At 57.8% G+C, this 18964-nt stretch carries 18 protein-coding genes; 10 read left to right on the top strand and 8 right to left on the bottom strand.

Annotated elements, in window-relative coordinates:
- Nucleotides 1–6: 6 nt before the first annotated feature.
- Nucleotides 7–1926 (bottom strand): molecular chaperone DnaK, encoded by a 1920-nt coding sequence (gene dnaK, locus GSR16_RS03630; protein WP_159875183.1) that lies wholly within the window; start codon nt 1924–1926, stop codon nt 7–9.
- Between the two features lie 132 nt (nt 1927–2058).
- Nucleotides 2059–2604, bottom strand: coding sequence for a nucleotide exchange factor GrpE (grpE, locus tag GSR16_RS03625; protein ID WP_159875182.1), 546 nt, complete (start codon nt 2602–2604; stop codon nt 2059–2061).
- A 452-nt stretch (nt 2605–3056) separates the two neighbouring features.
- On the opposite strand from grpE, the gene aceA reads away from it, so the two are divergent.
- Entirely contained in the window at nt 3057–4355 is a 1299-nt protein-coding gene (aceA, locus tag GSR16_RS03620; protein WP_103523347.1) for an isocitrate lyase, read from the top strand.
- A gap of 233 nt (nt 4356–4588) precedes the next feature.
- On the top strand, nt 4589–5143 hold the full coding sequence (locus GSR16_RS03615) for a flavodoxin family protein (RefSeq protein ID WP_159875181.1): 555 nt from the start codon (nt 4589–4591) through the stop codon (nt 5141–5143).
- A 78-nt stretch (nt 5144–5221) separates the two neighbouring features.
- On the opposite strand, the gene GSR16_RS03610 is transcribed toward GSR16_RS03615, so the two are convergent.
- Nucleotides 5222–6619 carry a branched-chain amino acid transporter BcaP gene (locus GSR16_RS03610; RefSeq protein WP_159875180.1) on the bottom strand — a complete coding sequence of 466 codons (1398 nt, stop codon included), beginning with the start codon at nt 6617–6619 and terminating at the stop codon, nt 5222–5224.
- A 492-nt stretch (nt 6620–7111) separates the two neighbouring features.
- A complete protein-coding gene (locus GSR16_RS03605; RefSeq protein ID WP_159875179.1) occupies nt 7112–8008 on the bottom strand; it encodes a LysR family transcriptional regulator in 897 nt (298 codons plus the stop codon).
- Nucleotides 8009–8157: 149 nt separating this feature from the next.
- Here GSR16_RS03605 and aceB point away from each other — a divergent pair, with 149 nt between their 5' ends.
- The 6 genes from aceB (at nt 8158) to GSR16_RS03575 (ending at nt 14306) form a co-directional block, all read left to right on the top strand.
- A complete protein-coding gene (aceB, locus tag GSR16_RS03600) occupies nt 8158–9753 on the top strand; it encodes a malate synthase A (RefSeq protein ID WP_159875178.1) in 1596 nt (531 codons plus the stop codon).
- Nucleotides 9754–9978: 225 nt separating this feature from the next.
- The gene (locus GSR16_RS03595; RefSeq protein WP_159875177.1) at nt 9979–10938 is read left to right on the top strand and encodes an ABC transporter substrate-binding protein; all 960 of its coding nucleotides are present in this window, start codon (nt 9979–9981) and stop codon (nt 10936–10938) included.
- Between the two features lie 130 nt (nt 10939–11068).
- Complete coding sequence (locus GSR16_RS03590) at nt 11069–11971, top strand: ABC transporter permease (protein WP_159875176.1); 903 nt, start codon at nt 11069–11071, stop codon at nt 11969–11971.
- On the top strand, nt 11968–12762 hold the full coding sequence (locus GSR16_RS03585) for an ABC transporter ATP-binding protein (RefSeq protein ID WP_159875175.1): 795 nt from the start codon (nt 11968–11970) through the stop codon (nt 12760–12762). The genes GSR16_RS03590 and GSR16_RS03585 overlap by 4 nt, the downstream gene beginning before the upstream one ends.
- 142 nt (nt 12763–12904) lie before the next feature.
- Nucleotides 12905–13600, top strand: coding sequence for an SIMPL domain-containing protein (locus GSR16_RS03580; protein ID WP_159875174.1), 696 nt, complete (start codon nt 12905–12907; stop codon nt 13598–13600).
- 94 nt (nt 13601–13694) lie between these two features.
- Nucleotides 13695–14306, top strand: a complete 612-nt coding sequence (locus GSR16_RS03575; protein WP_159875173.1) for a glutathione S-transferase — start codon at nt 13695–13697, stop codon at nt 14304–14306.
- Between the two features lie 59 nt (nt 14307–14365).
- On the opposite strand, the gene GSR16_RS03570 is transcribed toward GSR16_RS03575, so the two are convergent.
- On the bottom strand, nt 14366–14701 hold the full coding sequence (locus tag GSR16_RS03570) for a YnfA family protein (protein ID WP_205677490.1): 336 nt from the start codon (nt 14699–14701) through the stop codon (nt 14366–14368).
- Between the two features lie 49 nt (nt 14702–14750).
- A complete protein-coding gene (locus GSR16_RS03565; protein WP_159875172.1) occupies nt 14751–15638 on the bottom strand; it encodes a LysR substrate-binding domain-containing protein in 888 nt (295 codons plus the stop codon).
- 94 nt (nt 15639–15732) lie between these two features.
- Between GSR16_RS03565 and GSR16_RS03560 the strand changes: the two genes are divergently transcribed.
- A complete protein-coding gene (locus GSR16_RS03560) occupies nt 15733–15996 on the top strand; it encodes a hypothetical protein (protein ID WP_159875171.1) in 264 nt (87 codons plus the stop codon).
- A gap of 15 nt (nt 15997–16011) precedes the next feature.
- Nucleotides 16012–16617: a glutathione S-transferase family protein gene (locus tag GSR16_RS03555; protein WP_159875170.1), complete on the top strand. Its 606-nt coding sequence runs from the start codon at nt 16012–16014 to the stop codon at nt 16615–16617.
- Between the two features lies 1 nt (nt 16618).
- Here the strand turns inward: GSR16_RS03555 and GSR16_RS03550 are convergent, their stop codons facing one another.
- Both GSR16_RS03550 and htpG read right to left on the bottom strand, forming a co-directional pair.
- A complete protein-coding gene (locus GSR16_RS03550; protein WP_205677489.1) occupies nt 16619–16837 on the bottom strand; it encodes a TfoX/Sxy family DNA transformation protein in 219 nt (72 codons plus the stop codon).
- A gap of 136 nt (nt 16838–16973) precedes the next feature.
- Entirely contained in the window at nt 16974–18875 is a 1902-nt protein-coding gene (htpG, locus tag GSR16_RS03545; RefSeq protein WP_159875169.1) for a molecular chaperone HtpG, read from the bottom strand.
- Nucleotides 18876–18964: the final 89 nt, after the last annotated feature.

Below are 18964 nucleotides of genomic sequence, written 5' to 3'. Positions count from 1 at the left end.
CTGGGCTTACTTCTTGTCTTTTACTTCTTCGAACTCGGCATCCACCACATCGCCTTCGTCCTTGGCCTGGCCGGCATCGGCAGCGCCCTGGCCGGCTTCAGCCTGCTGCGCCTGTGCATACATGATTTCGCCCAGCTTCTGGCTGGCCTTGGCCAGTTCTTCGGTCTTGGCTTCGATCACAGCCTTGTCTTCGCCCTTCACCACCTCTTCAGCGGCTTTGACAGCGTCTTCGATCTTGGCCTTTTCAGCGGCGTCGATCTTGTCGCCATGCTCGGACAGGGACTTCTTCACGCTGTGGATCAAACCTTCAGCCTGATTACGCGCAGTCACCAGCTCGTGCAGCTTCTTGTCTTCCTCGGCATTGGCTTCGGCATCCTTCACCATGCGCTGGATTTCCTCTTCGGACAGACCGGAGGAAGCCTGGATGGTGATGTTGGCTTGCTTGCCGCTGGCCTTGTCCTTGGCCGATACGTGCAGGATACCGTTGGCGTCGATATTGAATTCCACTTCGATCTGCGGAATGCCACGCGGTGCCGGCGGAATGTCACCCAGATTGAACTGACCCAGGCTCTTGTTGGCGGCCGCCTTTTCGCGCTCGCCCTGCAGCACATGAATGGTCACGGCAGTCTGGTTGTCATCCGCGGTGGAGAAGGTTTGCGAAGCCTTGGTCGGGATGGTGGTGTTCTTCTGGATCAGCTTGGTCATCACGCCGCCCAGGGTTTCGATACCCAGCGACAGCGGGGTTACGTCCAGCAGCAGTACGTCTTTACGCTCGCCGGACAGTACCGAGCCCTGAATCGCAGCCCCCACAGCCACGGCTTCGTCCGGGTTCACGTCCTTGCGCGGTTCCTTGCCGAAGAATTCCTTCACCGCTTCCTGCACCTTGGGCATGCGGGACTGACCGCCGACCAGGATCACGTCGGTGATGTCGGACAGCGATACACCGGCGTCCTTCAGGGCAACACGGCACGGCTCGATGGAGCGGGTGATCAGGTCGTCAACCAGGCTTTCGAACTTGGCACGGGTAATCTTCATGGCCAGGTGCTTCGGACCAGTGGCATCCATGGTGATGTACGGCAGGTTCACTTCGGTCTGGGTGGCGCTGGACAGCTCGATCTTGGCCTTTTCAGCAGCTTCCTTCAGACGTTGCAGGGCCATTACGTCGTTCTTCAGGTTCACGCCCTGTTCGCGCTGGAACTCGGTCACGATGTAATCGATGATGCGCTGGTCGAAGTCTTCACCGCCCAGGAAGGTGTCACCGTTGGTGGACAGCACTTCGAACTGGTGCTCGCCGTCTACGTCGGCGATTTCGATGATGGACACGTCGAACGTACCACCGCCCAGGTCGTATACGGCAATCTTGCGGTCACCTTCCTGCTTGGCCAGGCCAAAGGCCAGGGCGGCGGCAGTCGGTTCATTGATGATGCGCTTGACTTCCAGACCAGCAATACGGCCGGCATCCTTGGTAGCCTGACGCTGGCTGTCGTTGAAGTAGGCCGGTACGGTAATCACCGCTTCGGTCACTTCTTCGCCCAGGTAGTCTTCGGCAGCCTTTTTCATCTTGCGCAGCACTTCTGCGGAGATTTGCGGCGGAGCCAGTTCCTGATCGCGTACCTTGACCCAGGCATCACCATTGGGAGCCTTCATGATCTGGAATGGCATCAGGTCGATGTCTTTTTGTACTTCCTTGTCTTCGAAGCGGCGACCGATCAGGCGCTTGGCTGCGTAGAGGGTGTTTTTCGGGTTGGTGACAGCCTGACGCTTGGCCGGTGCGCCAACCAGGATTTCGCCGTCTTCCATATAAGCAATGATGGACGGGGTAGTGCGTGCGCCTTCGGCGTTTTCAATCACCTTGGGGTTACCCCCCTCAACGACGGCTACGCAGGAGTTAGTGGTGCCCAAGTCGATACCAATGATTTTGCCCATATTCAGTATTCCTTTATCTCAATTCGTTGCGACTGCGGCCGAAAGCTGATAGCCGTGGCCTGTTGTCTTCATAGGTATTGGCTATGCTGTCTTTTTCAAGTGGCTGCCAAGAACCTTTTTATGATTTTCGGGTCAGGCACGCGCCTTGGCCACGATCACCATGGCCGGACGCAGCGTGCGCTCAGCCAGCTGATAACCTTTCTGTAGCACCCGTAACACCGTATTGGCTTCGGCATCGGATTCTTCCGCGCTCATGGCCTGATGCTGGTGCGGATCAAGCTTGTCGCCCACTGCAGGGGAAATTTCCTTGATCTGCGCCTTGTCAAAGGCGGCCACCAGTTGTTTCAGCGTCATGTCCACACCCATTTTCAGAGTGTCGATCTGGCCGCTCTGGTCTAGCAGGGCCATTTCCAGGTAGTCCTTTACCGGTACCAGCTCCTGGGCAAACTTGTTGATGGCGTACTTCTGGGTGTTAAGCAGCTCTTCAGCATTGCGACGACGCTGGTTTTCCTGATCTGCACGACTGCGCAGCAACTGATCCTGCAGTTCGGCAACCTGTGCCTCCAGTGCGGCGATGCGCTGTTCGGCGGTTTGCTCGACAGCCTGTTCGCTGGCTGCAGCGTTGATGGTTTCGTCGACCGCGGCTTCGTTGGTCGCGTTGTTCTGGTTTTCCTGCATGGCAAGACCTCAAGTGAATCAGCTTTAAACGATGTCCTGATGCCAGATAAGGTCTCTCTACGGGAATTCAAGTCCCAGGTCTTGCCCCACGGTCACAGCCGCTGTTACCGGACCTCACCGCGCTGTGCGTTTTCGGACTTTTGTTTTCGCAACTGCAACAAAATGCACGCATTATGGTCTTCACTTTTCGCCATGATTGTTAGCTTTTGAACATCGGTTTTTTTTCGGTGTTGCACTGCACACAAGCCATTTTTTTTGTGCATATAATGGCTCACACATGCTAAGTGACCCACCCGGAAAACCGTCATCCACGGGCCTCCGGTGGTCAACAGGGACAATGGCTATAACCCGTTGTCAACAAAATCAGTCCGGAAAAACCGGACCGTCATTTAGCCCGAGGATTGCCGGAATTCGCCGGTCTGCAGAGAAAACTATTCGAGAAGGGTTTGAACATGACTACTCGCGAACAACGTATCGCCGCCATTCAACATGACTGGGACACCAACCCGCGCTGGAAAGGTATCAAGCGTGGTTATACCGCTGCCGACGTAGAGCGTCTGCGCGGTTCGGTACAAGTGGAACACACCCTGGCCCGCCAAGGCGCCGAGAAACTGTGGAACCTGGTCAACAACGAACCCTACATCAACTGTCTGGGCGCACTGACCGGTGGTCAGGCCATGCAGCAGGTGAAAGCCGGCATCAAGGCCATCTACCTGTCAGGCTGGCAAGTCGCCGCCGACAACAACGAATACTCCGCCATGTACCCGGACCAGTCCTTGTATCCGGTGGATTCAGTGCCGAAGGTGGTTGAACGTATCAACAACGCCTTCACCCGTGCCGACGAAATCCAGCACTCCAAGGGTGTTGAAAAGGGTGCTGCCGGTTTTGTTGACTACTACGCGCCCATCGTGGCCGATGCCGAAGCCGGTTTCGGTGGCGTACTGAATGCCTACGAACTGATGAAGGCCATGATCCGCGCTGGTGCCGGTGGTGTTCACTTTGAAGACCAACTGGCTTCGGTTAAAAAGTGTGGCCACATGGGCGGCAAGGTACTGGTACCGACCCAGGAAGCCATCCAGAAGCTGATCGCTGCCCGTATGGCTGCCGACGTGTACGGCGTGCCGACCCTGGTGATTGCCCGTACCGACGCTGAAGCTGCTGATCTGATCACCAGCGACTACGATGCCAACGACAAGCCATTCCTGACCGGTGAGCGCACTGCCGAAGGCTTCTACAAGACCAAGAAGGGTCTGGAACAAGCCATCAGCCGCGCCGTAGCCTACGCTGACTACGCCGACCTGGTATGGTGCGAAACCGGTACGCCGGATCTGGAATTTGCTCGCAAATTTGCCGAAGCCGTACATGCCAAGCATCCGGGCAAACTGTTGGCTTACAACTGCTCGCCATCCTTCAACTGGAAAAAGAACCTGGACGATGCCACCATCGCCAAGTTCCAGCGCGAACTGGGTGCCATGGGCTACAAATACCAGTTCATCACTTTGGCTGGTATCCACAGCATGTGGTACAACATGTACGACCTGGCACAAGACTACGTGGCACGCGGCATGTCGGCCTACGTCGAGAAGGTACAAGAGCCGGAATTCGCAGCGCGCGACCGCGGCTACACCTTCGTGTCGCACCAGCAGGAAGTGGGCACTGGCTACTTCGACGATGTCACCACCGTGATCCAGGGCGGCCAGTCCAGCGTTACCGCACTGACTGGCTCCACCGAAGAAGAGCAGTTCCACTAAGCAGTCTCTACCTGGGCCGGCTTGCCGGCCTTGGCTGCCACGCCCGCCGGCTTCACGCCTGCGGGCGTTTTGCTTGCTGTCTGCCGTTTATTAAATCTGGCTAAACAATCAATTCATCAAAAGCTACTAGTACTGACACGAACAATCACTATACTGGACGCTGCTATTCTTTTTGGCGCGTCGGTCACGGCACGTCACTCCTTCCCGACTCATCTGCAGAAAAGGCATACACCATGACCAAGGTTGTCGTTGTCTATCATTCCGGCTACGGCCATACCCAACGCGTTGCCCAGCAAGTGGCTGTCGGTGCCAATGCCGAACTCATCGCCATTGACGCAGAAGGCAATGTCGCAGACAGCGCATGGGATCAACTGGCCGCTGCCGATGCCATTATCTTTGGCGCGCCCACCTATATGGGCAGCCCGAGCTGGCAGTTCAAGAAATTTGCCGATGCCACGTCCAAGGCCTGGTTCACCCGTGCTTGGCAAGACAAGGTATTCGGTGGCTTTACCAATAGCGCCAGCCTGAACGGCGACAAGCAGGTTGCCCTGATCACCCTGCAAACCCTGGCTTCGCAACATGGCGGCATCTGGGTCAGCCTGGGTTTGCTGCCGAGCAATACCAAGGCCGCGCAACGTACTGACATCAACAATCTGGGCGGCTCGGTCGGCCTGTTGGTGCAATCCCCGGCAGATGCCAGCGCGGATGAAATCCCGCAGGGCGATCTGGACACCGCCAAACAATATGGCGCACGTGTCGCCGCCATCGCCGCCAAGCTGCGCGGCTGATTTTTCCGCATTGCAGATACAAAAAAGCCACCTCGCGAGGTGGCTTTTTCTTTGGCAGGTACCGAAGCAAGTACGGAATCAGGCCTGCTTGTGCAAGTGGGAATTCTTGCGCGAGTAGCCGAAGTACACCACCAGGCCAATCACCAGCCACACTACGAAGCACAGCCAGGTCAGCATGGACAGCTGCGCCATCAGGAATACGCAGAAGATGACGGCCAGTGCCGGCACATAGGGCACGCCCGGGCACATGAATTTGCGCGGCAGATTAGGCTCGGTCTTGCGCAGCTTGATGATGGCAATAGCAATCAGCGAGAACGCCGCCAGCGTACCAATGTTCACCAGCTCAGCCAGGGTATGCAGCGGAATGAAACCGGCAATCAGGGCGATGATGGTGCCAATCAGCCAGGTGGCCTTGTACGGCGTGCCGTATTTCGGATTCACTTCGGAGAAGACCTTGGGCAGCAGGCCGTCACGGCTCATGGCAAACAGAATACGGGTTTGGCCGTAGGTCATCACCAGAATCACCGTCAGCATGCCCAGAATGGCACCAAGATCGACAAAACCGGCAAACCAGTCCAGCTTGGCCACTTGCAGGGCCAGCGATACCGGATGGTCGATACCGGCAAACTGGGCGTAAGGCACGATGCCGGTCATGATGGCAGACACGATCACATACAGGATGGAGCAAATAGCCAGCGACCAGATCACACCCTTGGGAATGTCACGGGCCGGGTCTTTCACCTCTTCGGCCGCGCAAGTTACTGCGTCAAAGCCCAGGAAGCTGAAGAACACGATGGCCGCACCATGGAATACACCGTTCATGCCATAAGGCAGCGCCGGGCTCCAGTTCACCGGTTTTACATGCCACACACCGATGGCGATAAACATCAGCACCACCGCCACCTTGATCAGCACCACGATATTGTTTACCCGCTTGGACTCCTTGATACCAAAGGCCAGCAAGGCGGTAATCAGCATGGCAATGGCAAAGGCTGGCAGGTTGAAGATGGTACTTTTACCCGGAGCAGCACCGGCAGCAGCCGTCAGCGCATCTGGCAGATGGATGCCGAAACCACCCAGCAGGCTCTGGAAATAACCGGACCAGCCTACCGAAACAGCAGACGATGCCAGCAGGTATTCCAGCATCAGGTCCCAGCCGATGATCCAGGCCACCAGCTCACCCAGGGTGGCGTAGGCATAGGTATAGGTAGAACCGGAAATCGGCAGCATGGCCGCAAACTCGGCATAACACAGCGCGGCAAAGCCACAGGCAAAGGCACCAATGATGAAAGACAGCACCAGGCCAGGCCCGGCAACTGTTGCCCCTGTACCGGTCAATACGAAAATGCCAGTACCGATGATGGCACCGATACCCAGCATGGTCAGGTCGAAAGCCGACAGCTCCTTGCGGAGCCCCTTGGCGGTCTGGGCAAATTCCAGCATGCCCTGAACGCTCTTCTTGCGCATCAAACTCATGTTCAGACTATCCTGTGTGCACCGGTGCCGCCGCCATGTTTGGGCGACAGGACAACCGGCCTAGATGATCATACTCAGCCCATCCACAGCTGCCCTGTCCGTGCCGGTTCGTGACCGGCAACTCAACGCAGAACACTGCCGCGGAAAACGCGCGATCTTACAGGAAGGGGGGAACAGTTCAAGCCAGAAAGTTGGACAAAGTGTATCCATTATCCATTCATGGACAAATCTGACAGCAGGATTTGCCCCCGAATTGTCATACCATCAAAAAAATCAGCAGCAAATGGCACGATACCGTCACTTTTTCAGTATTTATTGCCATAGAAACGCAATGCCATGCCTATTTAACATGTATTTGCGCTGTTTCAAACCTCCTGCTGCCTATCTATAAGCAAAGCCCGAGAAATTCTACGCTGCATTCATGGGCAAGGTGATCACACCAATCACCAGCAGTACATGCTGTAATCATGCCCAGCGCATTCCGGACAGCGGCTAATCCCAATAACCGGCTGCGGTATAAGTCTGGCGCAGATGATCGATAAAATGCCGTACTCGCGCCGGCAGGAAGCGCCGCTGTGGCACCACGGCATATACCGGGTAGTCGGGTGAGGCAAACTGGTCCAGCACCGTTACCAGCCGCCCCTCGGACAGGTCATCCTTTACTTCCCACAGCGAACGCCAGGCCAGGCCCAGCCCCTGGACCGCCCAGTCGTGCAGTACGGCGCCATCATTACACTCCTGCCGACCAGCCACGCGCAGATTGATCAGCACGCCATCACGTTCAAAGCTCCAGCCACGACTTTGGCTCTCGCCAAGCGACAGGCAGTTGTGAGCGGCCAGTTCCTCCAGCGTATGCGGAATGCCATGCCGCGCCAGATAAGCGGGAGACGCCACCACCACACGCCGGTTTTCCGCCAGCCGCATGGCCACCAACGAGGAGTCGGCCAGATCAGAAATGCGGATGGCACAGTCAATACGCTCGCGCTGCAGATCGATCAGACGGTCGGACAGATCCAGCGTTACCCGGATATCCGGATGCGCCTGCTGGAATGCCGCGATATGCGGTGCCACATGCCGACGGCCAAAACCGGCCGGGGCGGATACCCGCAAATGACCGCGCGCCCGGCCACTGCCGGAAGCCACCCCGGCCTCGGCTTCGGACAATTCGGTCAGAATGCGCTGGCAATCCTCGAAGAAAGCGCTACCCTCCTGCGTCAGGGTAACGTTGCGCGTGGTGCGCACCAGCAGTTTCACCCCCAGCCGCTCCTCCAGCGCATCCAGCCGCCGGCCTATCATGGCCGGCACAACCCCCTGCTGGCGTGCGGCCGCGGACAGGCTACCGTGATTGACCACGGCAACAAAAGTCTCCAGCTGTTTTAGCTCGCTCATTGCATACTTAAAAGTAAAAGATGTTGTGCCTATTTATGCATTTTTTTTTACTGTTTGGCTAGATACACTGCCTACATCGCATTGCAACATTTTGATGAATCCAGGCGGCAGCCTGCCGTCACAACGCAATTCACTTCAGGAGCAAGCACATGGCAATCACCCTTCCGCAAGGCGTGGAAATCCTCGCCCCGCTGACCCCGGCGTTTGAAGAAATCCTCACCACCGATGCCCTGGCTTTTGTGGCCAAACTGCACCGCCAGTTCGAAGGCCGTCGCCGTGAGCTGATTGCCGCCCGCGTGGTACGCCAGGCCGAACTGGATGCCGGCAAACTGCCGGATTTCCTGCCGGAAACCGCCGCCATCCGTGCCGGCGACTGGAAGATTGCTCCACTGCCGCAAGACTTGTTGGACCGCCGCGTGGAAATCACCGGCCCGGTTGATCGCAAAATGATGATCAATGCACTGAACTCCGGTGCCAAGAGCTTCATGGCCGACTTTGAAGACTCCAACTGCCCGAGCTGGGAAAACCAGGTCAGCGGCCAGATCAATGTACGCGATGCCTACCGCAAGAACATTTCCTTCGCCAACCCGGACGGCAAGCAGTACAAGCTGAACGACACCATCGCCACGCTGATCTTGCGTCCGCGCGGCTGGCACCTGATGGAAAAGCACGTCACCGTGGATGGCCAGATCGTCTCCGGCTCGCTGTTCGACTTTGCCCTGTCCTTCTTCCACAACATTGCTTATCTGCAAAGCGTGGGCAGCGCTACCTATTACTATCTGCCCAAGATGGAAAGCCATCTGGAAGCGCGCCTGTGGAACGATGTGTTCGTGTTTGCACAAAACGAGCTGGGTATCGCCCAGGGCAGCATCAAGGCCACCGTGCTGATCGAAACCATCCTCGCCGCCTTCGAGATGGACGAAATCCTCTACGAACTGCGCGAGCACAGCTCGGGCCTGAATGCCGGTCGCTGGGACTACATCTTCAGCTGCATCAAGAAGTTCAAGCAGAATCGCGACTTCTGCCTGGCCAACCGTGCACAGATCACCATGACCGTGCCCTTCATGCGTGCCTACGCCCTGCTGCTGCTCAAAACCTGCCACCAGCGCAACGCGCCGGCCATCGGCGGCATGGCCGCACTGATTCCGATCAAGAACGATCCGGTGGCCAATGAAAAGGCACTGGGTGGCGTGAAGGCCGACAAGGACCGTGACGCCACCGACGGCTACGACGGCGGCTGGGTTGCCCACCCGGGCCTGGTGCCGATTGCCAATGAAGCCTTCAGCCGCGTGCTGGGCGATGCGCCCAACCAGATTGCCAAGCAGCGTCCGGATGTGAATGTCACCGCCGCCGACCTGCTGAACTTCCAGCCGGAAGCGCCGATCACCGAAGCCGGCCTGTCCATGAACATTAATGTGGGTATCCAGTATCTGGGTTCCTGGATTTCCGGCAACGGCTGCGTGCCCATCCACAACCTGATGGAAGATGCCGCTACCGCAGAAATCTCCCGCTCGCAGATCTGGCAGTGGATCCGCAGCCCCAAGGGCGTGCTGGAGGATGGCCGCAAGGTCACGGTAGAACTGTTCCGCGAACTGCAAGCAGTTGAAGTAGCCAAGCTCAAGGCGGAATACGGCAATCGCTGGACCAAGCAATATGAAGACGCAGCCGGCATGTTCGACCATCTGACCACCTCGGATGACTTTGTCGAATTCCTCACCCTGCCGGGTTACGACTACATCGACTAAACGATCGACCCAATGGTTGGCAATTTGCCAGCTTACACTCATGCGGCCCGTGATCCGGGCCGCTTTTTTTTCGCCTGCGCGACGAACCGGCAACTTCCTGTCTCCAATATCCAATCTCAGCCATTTTATTGCGCAGCGCAGCAAGAAAAATCTTGTACTTTGGAATAAAATTGCGCGAAATATTCATTTTCCAAAAAAATCTATCCTGACTCACAAGGAATTGCCATGTCCCTACGCCATCGCCAACTGCTGGCTGCCGCTGCAGCCGTGCTGTCCCTGTCTGCTTCCGCTGCCGAACTCAAGTCGGTTGCCATTACGGCAATTGTTGACCATCCGGCGCTGGATGCTGCACGCAAAGGAGTGACCGACGAGCTCAAGGCCGAAGGCATGGGTGAAGACAAGGTCAAGGTGCAATACCAGAGCGCCCAGGGTAACCCGGCCACTGCCGGCCAGATCGCCCGCAAGTTTGTTGGTGACAAGCCGGATGTAGCCGTGGCCATTGCAACCCCGTCTGCACAGGCACTGGTTGCTGCCAGCAAGACGCTGCCCATCGTATTCACCGCCGTGACTGACCCGGTTGCCGCCAAGCTGGTCAGCAACTGGAAAGCCAGCGGCACCAATGTAACCGGCGTATCCGACATGCTGCCGCTGGGTCCGCAGGTAGACCTGATCCTGAAGGTGAAACCGGGTGCCAAGCGCATCGGCATGGTATTCAGCCCGGGTGAAGTCAACTCCACCATCGTGGTGAAAGAACTGAAAGCAGAGCTGGCCAAGCGTGGCATGAGCCTGGTGGAAGCACCGGCACCGCGTACCGTAGACGTAGCCCCAGCCGCCAAGAGCCTGATCGGCAAGGTTGATGCCATCTACACCAGTACCGACAACAATGTGGTGTCCACCTATGAATCGCTGGTAGCCGTGGCCAATCAGGCCAAACTGCCGCTGATTGCCTCCGATACCGACTCGGTCAAACGTGGTGCCGTCGCTGCGCTGGGGATGAACTACTACGATATGGGCCGCCAGACCGGCAAGATCGTGGTTCGCATCCTGAAGGGTGAAAAGCCAGGTGCCATTGCACCTGAAGTGGGTAGCAAGCTGAGCCTGACCGTGAACCCGTCTGCCGCCATGAAGCAAGGTGCACCGCTGTCCGCAGCCCTGCTCAAGGAAGCGCAGAACACCGTCAAGTAAGCTGAGCCCAGCCTGACCGCCCGGATGGTTTCACCGCCATCCGGGCTTTTTCCGTATCAACTGCCCGGCCTCACCCAGGTCTGGCTTGCCGCCCCCTACCCTGACGGGCCGGCATGTCGCAGAGGTGTTCATGTCCCTGATTTCAATGATGGGCGCGCTGGAAATCGGCCTGATCTTTGCGCTCGTCGCACTGGGCGTACTGATTTCCTTCCGCCTGCTCAACTTCCCCGACCTTACCGCCGACGGCAGTTTTCCGCTGGGCGGCGCGGTGGCTGCCGTGCTGATTGCCGGTGGCCACGACCCATGGCTGGCCTGCGGCCTGGCCGCCATTGCCGGTGCCGCGGCCGGCTGGCTCACAGCCTGGCTCAATGTGCGCCTGGGCATCCTGCAATTGCTGGCCAGCATTCTGGTGATGATTGCGCTGTACTCCATCAACCTGCGCATCATGGGCGCACCCAATATCGCGCTGATCGGCCTGCCCACGGTATTTACCCCCTTCATCAGCACCGTCAGCGACAACGCCTGGCTGATTCAGCCCGCAGTACTGGCAGTCATCGTGGTGATCGCCAAGCTGCTGCTGGATGCCTTCTTTGCCTCCGAAACCGGCCTTGCATTGCGTGCCACCGGTGCCAACCCGCGCATGGCACGGGCACAGGGCATCTCCACCGACCGCATGACCCTGGCCGGCATGGCCTTGTCTAATGCGCTGATTGCACTGGCAGGTGCGCTATACGTACAAACCCAGGGCGGTGCAGACATTTCCATGGGCATCGGTACCATCGTCGTCGGTCTGGCTGCCGTCATCATTGGCGAAACCCTGCTGCCACCGCGCAGCCTGTGGCTGATCACCCTGGCCACCGTACTGGGCGCACTGCTGTACCGCCTGCTGATCGCCCTAGCGCTGAATGCCGACTTCATCGGCCTGCAAGCGCAAGACCTGAACCTGATTACCGCCGTGCTGGTGGGCCTGGCGCTGGTGCTGCCCAAGATCAAGGGCAAGCTGCGCAACAAGCAAGGAGGGAAATCCGCATGATGCGCGCCGACAATCTGTTCAAGACCTTCAACCCCGGCACTCCGCTGGAAAACCCGGTGCTGCGTGGCCTGTCGCTGACCATCGAATCCGGCCAGTTCGTCACCGTGATCGGCAGCAATGGCGCTGGCAAATCCACCTTTCTGAATGCCATTAGCGGCGACATCAGCCCCGATACCGGCAGCCTGTTCATTGACGGGCAGGACGTCACCCGCCAGTCCGCCTGGCAGCGTGCTGCGCTGGTGGCCCGTGTATTCCAGGACCCGCTGGCAGGTACCTGCGAAGGGCTCACCATCGAAGAGAACCTGGCGCTAGCCATGCAGCGCGGCCAGGGACGCGGCCTGTCGCGCGCGGTCAAGGCCAGTTATCGCGAAGCATTCCGCGACAAGCTGTCCACACTCAAGCTGGGCCTGGAAAACCGCCTGGGCGACCGCATGGGCCTGCTATCCGGCGGTCAGCGCCAGGCCGTCAGCCTGCTGATGGCCTCCTTGCAGCCTTCCCGCCTGCTGCTGCTGGATGAGCACACCGCCGCGCTCGACCCCAAAACCGCTGCCTTCGTGCTGGAGCTGACCGACCGCATCGTGACGGAAAACAAACTGACCGCCCTGATGGTGACCCACTCCATGCGCCAGGCGCTGGATCACGGCCATCGCACCGTGATGCTGCATCAGGGCCGCGTGGTACTGGACGTTAGCGGCACGGAACGCAGCCGCATGGACGTACCAGATCTGCTGGCCATGTTCGAGCAGACCCGTGGCGAAAAATTGGATGACGACGCCCTGCTACTGGGTTGAGTGCAGGCACCGACATGCCGGGTGATCGTCTGTGCCCGGCATGCTTTCCCCCACCGATACTGGCCATTTCCTGGCCAGATATGCGAACCTTCTGCCTTACCCCCGCTCAAAAGCCTGTTTGTCTACCTTTGCAGGAGTTTGCATGAAGACCGCACTTATCCACTCCATGATGGCAGCCAGTCTGCTCATCGCCCCGGTCATGGCCAAAGCAGCCGATGGCATCGAACTGCGCCTGTCAGGCTCGGCCCAACAGGAAGTCGCCAACGACCAGCTGCAAGCCACACTCTACCTGCAAGAAAAAAGTGAACAGCCCGCCACACTGGCCAATCGCCTGAACAAGGGTATTGCCCTGGGCATGGCGCTGGGCAAGAACTACCCACATGTGGAAGTGAGCAGCGGCAGCTACAACAGCTGGCCGAGTTACGACAAGAACGGCAAGATACAAGGCTGGCAAGGCCGGGCTGAAATCCGCCTGAAGAGCCGGGACATGACCCAGGCCGCGGAACTGGTGGCGCAGTTGCAAAAAACCATGCTGCTGGAAGGCGTGCAGTTCACCGTATCTGATAGTGCCAGGCGTGCTGCAGAAAAAGCCATGATTCCTGCCGCGTTAGCCGAAATGCAGGCCCAGGCCAATATCACCGCACAAACGCTGGGTAAGAGCCGCATCACCATCAAGGAACTGGAGTTCGGCAATGCAGCCCCGTCCTTTCGGCCGCCCATGTTAATGCGCGCTGCCGCAGCACCCATGGCCAAGGAAGCCGATGTGGCCCAGCCAGACTGGCAACCCGGCCAAAGCCAGTTGCAACTCATGATCAATGGCAAGATCGAACTCAACTAGCCCTTTATGCTGTAGCGACCTTGCGCTACAGTAAGCAACACAACGGGCTGAACATATCAGCCCGCTTTTACGACCCGCCGAGCACTCTACCACCATGAAACTGATTGCCTCATTCACTAGCCCGTATGCCCGCAAGGTACGCATCGTGCTGGCCGACAAGAAGATTGATTGCCCGCTGGAAGAGGACGTGCCGTGGAACCCGGACAGCCAGGTCGCCCGGTACAACCCGCTGGGCAAGGTCCCAGCGCTGGAACTGGACGATGGCAGCATCTTGTTCGATTCGCGGGTCATCGTGGAATACCTGGACAATATTTCCCCGGTAGCCCGCCTGTTGCCGCAGGAAAACCGCCGCCTGATCAATACCCGGCGCTGGGAGGCGCTGGCCGATGGCATTACCGATGCTGCGGTTGCCATCGTACTGGAACAGCGCCGCCCAGCTGACAAGCAAATGCCGGAATGGATCGCCCGCCAGCAGGACAAGATAGACCGGGGTCTTGCCGCGATGTCGGCCGACCTGGGCGAACGGCAATGGTGCAATGGCGAAGGCTACAGCCTGGCCGATATTGCCGTCGGCTGCTGCCTGGGCTATCTGGATTTCCGCTTTCCAGCCATTGACTGGCGCGAGTCCTATCCCAATCTGGCCAACTTGCTTGAACGGCTGTCAGCCCGGCCATCGTTTATCGATACCCGGCCACCGGCCTCTTGATCGCACTGACAAAAAAACCGGGCATTGCCCGGTTTTTGTTTCAGCGCAAGCCGCACTCACTACGGTCTGGGTGCAAGCATGATGATGGCCATGCCCATCAAGGCCAGCGATGCTCCCAGCAAGTCCCAGCTACTCGGTCTGACACCATCAACCAGCCATAGCCACAATAAAGCCACCACAACATAAACACCACCGTAGGCAGCATAGACACGCCCGGCTGCTACAGGATGCAAGGTCAATAACCAGACAAACAGCAGCAGCGACAAGGCCGCCGGTAACAATAACACTATCGAACCCTGCTGCTTCAGCCACAACCAGGGCAGATAGCAGCCGGTAATCTCAGCCAAGGCAGTCAGGCCAAACAGCAACAATAACTTCAGCAATGTCACCCGCATTTTCCTTGCATGCATGTCCAGTAAACAGTAGCCAGCATCAGCCGTGAGACTAGGCCAGCGCCTGCTGGTACGCTTCAACCTCCTCCGCCATCCAGCTGGCAAAATCACGCTGCTTGAGCAGGGAGCTTTCGCGCTGCGGCCACACCAGCCAATGTGGGTAGGGATACGGCACAACAATATCACTCAGTTGCACCAGCACACCTGACTTCAGCCCTGCATCCACCAAGCTGCGCCGCTCCAGTGCCACCCCCATTCCCTGCTGCACCGCCTGCAGCACCAGATTGGAATCATTGATCCACAAGCCGGCCTTTGACGGTTCATTCACGCCAGCAGCCTGACACCAACCCATCCAACTTTCCACCGTACGCACCACTGGCCCCGCCACGATCTCGGCCGGCGTGCGCGGCAGCCTGCCCTGCTGGAAGTCCGGCGCAGCCACCACCACCAGTTCGTCATCAAACAAATGCTGTTGCTGCAAGCCTTCCCAACCGCCCTGCCCCATGCGTACGCCGATATCCACCAGTCCCTGACGCAGGTCCTGGATGTCCAGGCTGGCACGCAAGCTAATGCGATATTGCGGGAAGCGAGCCTGGAAGCGGGGCAAGCGCGGTAGCAGCCAGTGCGCACCAAAGGACGGCATCACCGCCACTACCAGCTCTCCATCTCGCGGCCTGGCTTGTATCAACCGTGTAGCTTCCGTTAACTCACTCAGGCCGATACGCACTTGCAGCGCATACAGTCGACCATCCTCGGTCAGCCGTAGTCCCCGCCCTTCGCGCACAAACAGCACCACACCCAACAGCTCCTCCAGCTGGCGTATTTGCTGGCTAATGGCTGAATGTGTCACATGAAGCTCACTGGCAGCCTGCGTAACACTTCCCAGACGGGCCAGGGCTTCAAAACTGCGCAGGGCAGACAAGGGGGGTAGTAGTCTCATGTTAGAAAAACTAACATGAATTCCAAATAAATATCAATTTTCACCGTAGCTGCCACTGCTTATAGTGAACTCACCCCCACGGAAGGAGATGATCATGTCCCATTCATTACGGCTGGAACTGGCTGATGGTGAACTATTGGTCTTGCAGCTGTCCCGTCGTTGCCGGATATATGCCCGCAGCGGCGCACACTGGTTAACGGTTGACGGCCAGGACATCTGCTTGCAAGGTGGAGAATACGCACTGCTGCCAGCAAGCAAGCTGCTACTGGAAGGACATGGCCAGCTGGAAATGCACCCCTTCACCGATACCCCCTTGCGCTCCTGGCTTAGCATTGCCAGTCATTACCAAACCGTTTGAACAGAAAGGCAGATCATGCAACTGATAGGCATGTTGGACTCTCCCTATGTGCGCCGTGTTGCCATCAGCATGCGCTTGATGGCAATTCCCTTTACCCATCGGGCTGTATCGGTATTTCGTCATCTTGCCGAATTTCAGGCCATCAACCCGGTAGTGAAAGCCCCGACCCTGATTCTGGATGATGGCAGCACGTTAATGGATTCGACCCTGATTCTGGACTATCTGGATGCTCTGTACCCGGAGCGCAGCCTGATGCCGAAGACCCTGCCACAGCGGCAACGCACGCTACGCTTGCTGGGGCTGGCCTTGGCGGCAATGGAAAAAAGTGTACAGCTGGCCTACGAGCAGAACTTGCGTCCCGAGGACAAACGACATCAGCCCTGGCAGGAACGGGTCAGCGCCCAGTTGCTGGCCGCCTATGGCTTGCTGGAAAAGGAGCTGACTATTGAAGCGCTGTCTTCCACACCACTAGACCAGGCAGGGATCAGTATCGCCGTGGCCTGGCGCTTCAGCCGGGAAATACTGCCACAGCAATTGGCCTGGGATGATTTTCCTCTGTTGCAGCAATGGAGCGCACAGGCAGAGGCACAACCAGCCTTTCTCGCCACGCCCTTTGAGTAAGCTATTGCTTGTGCGGCTCCTGCGATTCCAGTTGCAATAGCAGCGACAGCCGCTGCTCACGGGCCACCTGCTGCCACGGCAAGTCATCCAGTGCACCTTGCAGCGCCCACAGCAAGTTGAAGCTTGCCTGGGGATGGTGTTGTTTCACCAAGCTGTAGCTGGCTACCGCACCGTACTGGGACAGCTGTGCGAACGTGACAATGCCGGCATCGGCCAGCATCTATCGTGATGCCGGCCCCAGGTTACGCCAAGGTTTACTCATGACCACCTCTTTACCACAGTGATGAATGAAAACCGCCCCAGACTCGCGGCAAGCCAGTCATCTGGGGCGGTTTCAGTTTACTACCAGTCGCTGCTTAGGCAGACAGCTCCAGCAGCAGCTTGTTGATGCGCTTGACGAAGGTGGCCGGATCTTCCAGCTTGCCACCCTCAGCCAACAAGGCCTGGTCGTACAGCACCTGGGCCAGATCGGCAGCGCGGCCAGCGTCGGATTCTTCCGCCAGACGTTTCACCAGTACATGCTCCGGGTTGATCTCCAGCGTCGGCTTGCTGGCCTCCACCTTCTGACCGGCGGCCTTCAGCATACGTTCCAGATGCGCACTCATATCATGCTCGCCAGTCACCAGGCAGGCCGGGCTATCGGTTAAACGCACCGTGACACGCACTTCCTTCACCTTGTCGCCCAGTGCAGCCTGTACTTTTTCCACCAGCGGCTTGGCTGCTTCTTCAGCCTGCTTTTGTGCTTCCTTGTCGGCGTCGTCTTCCAATGCGCCCAGGTCCAGTTCACCCTTGGCTACCGACTGCAGCGATTTGCCATCAAATTCAAACAAGGAACCAACCACCCACTCATCTACACGGTCGGTCAGCAGCAGTACTTCCACGCCCTTCTTCTTGAATACTTCCAGATGCGGGCTATTACGTGCAGCGGCCAGGGTATCGGCAGTGATGAAGTAGATCTTGTCCTGACCTTCCTTCATGCGACCGATATAGTCGCTCAGGCTGACCGTGGGCTCATCGCCATCCACCGCCGTGGAAGCAAAACGCAGCAGCTTGGCAATACGTTCCTTGTTGGCGTGGTCTTCGCCCACGCCTTCCTTCAGTACCTGACCGAATTCTTTCCAGAAAGCCGCATATTTTTCGGACTGGTTGGCCGCCAGGTCTTCCAGCAGACCCAGCACCTTCTTCACGCAACCAGCACGAATGGCGTCGATATCCTTGCTTTCCTGCAAGATTTCGCGCGAAACATTCAGTGGCAGGTCATTGCTGTCGATCACCCCGCGCACAAAGCGCAGGTATTGCGGCATCAGCTTGTCGCTGTCTTCCATGATGAACACGCGACGCACATACAGCTTGATGCCCTGCTTGCGCTCACGGTCCCACATGTCAAACGGCGCGCGGGCCGGGATGTACAGCAGCTCGGTATATTCCTGACGACCCTCGACACGTGCATGGCTCCAGGCCAGCGGGTCGGTAAAATCATGTGCCACGTGCTTGTAGAATTCAATGTACTGCTCGTCGCTGATGTCGCTCTTGCTACGAGTCCACAGGGCAGAGGCTGCGTTGACCGCTTCCAGTTCGTCACTTTCGATCACTTCGCCGTTTTCGCCGTAGTTGCTGCCCTTCTTCATCAGGATGGGAATGGAGATGTGGTCGGAATAAGTACGTACGATGCGCTTGAGCGACCAGTCAGCCAGCAGCTCGTCTTCGCCTTCTTTCAGGTGCAGCACGATATCGGTACCACGGCTGGCTTTTTCAACCTGCTCCAACGTGTACTCACCTTCCCCCTGGGATTCCCAACGTACGCCTTCCCCCGCTGCCGCACCTGCACGGCGAGTAGTCAGGCTAACCTTGTCTGCGACGATGAAGGCAGAGTAGAAACCGACACCAAACTGGCCGATCAGGTTGGCATCTTTTTTCGAATCGCCAGATAGCTGTTCAAAAAAGGCCTTGGTACCGGATTTGGCAATGGTACCAATATTGGCAACCACCTCGTCGCGACTCATGCCGATACCATTGTCAGAAATGGTGATGGTGCGGGCTTCCTTGTCGAAGCCAACAGTAATCTTCAGCTCGGCATCATTCTCGAACAACTCGGGCTTGGCCAGACCTTCAAAACGCAATTTGTCGGCAGCATCCGATGCATTGGAAATGAGTTCTCGCAGGAAGATTTCCTTGTTCGAGTACAAGGAGTGGATCATCAGGTGAAGCAGTTGCTTGACTTCGGTCTGAAAGCCCAGGGTTTCTTTCTGTGCGCTCATGGTCTCTATTCATCAGTGGTTGAGTAACAATGAGCTGACAGATAAGGACAAGGTGGCCAATTTCAATACCCTTTTCCCAGCAAGGGGCA

Origin of the sequence: Aquitalea denitrificans, assembly GCF_009856625.1 — a bacterium.
GTDB classification, from domain to species: domain Bacteria; phylum Pseudomonadota; class Gammaproteobacteria; order Burkholderiales; family Chromobacteriaceae; genus Aquitalea; species Aquitalea denitrificans.
This window is presented reverse-complemented; position numbering and strand designations above follow the sequence as displayed.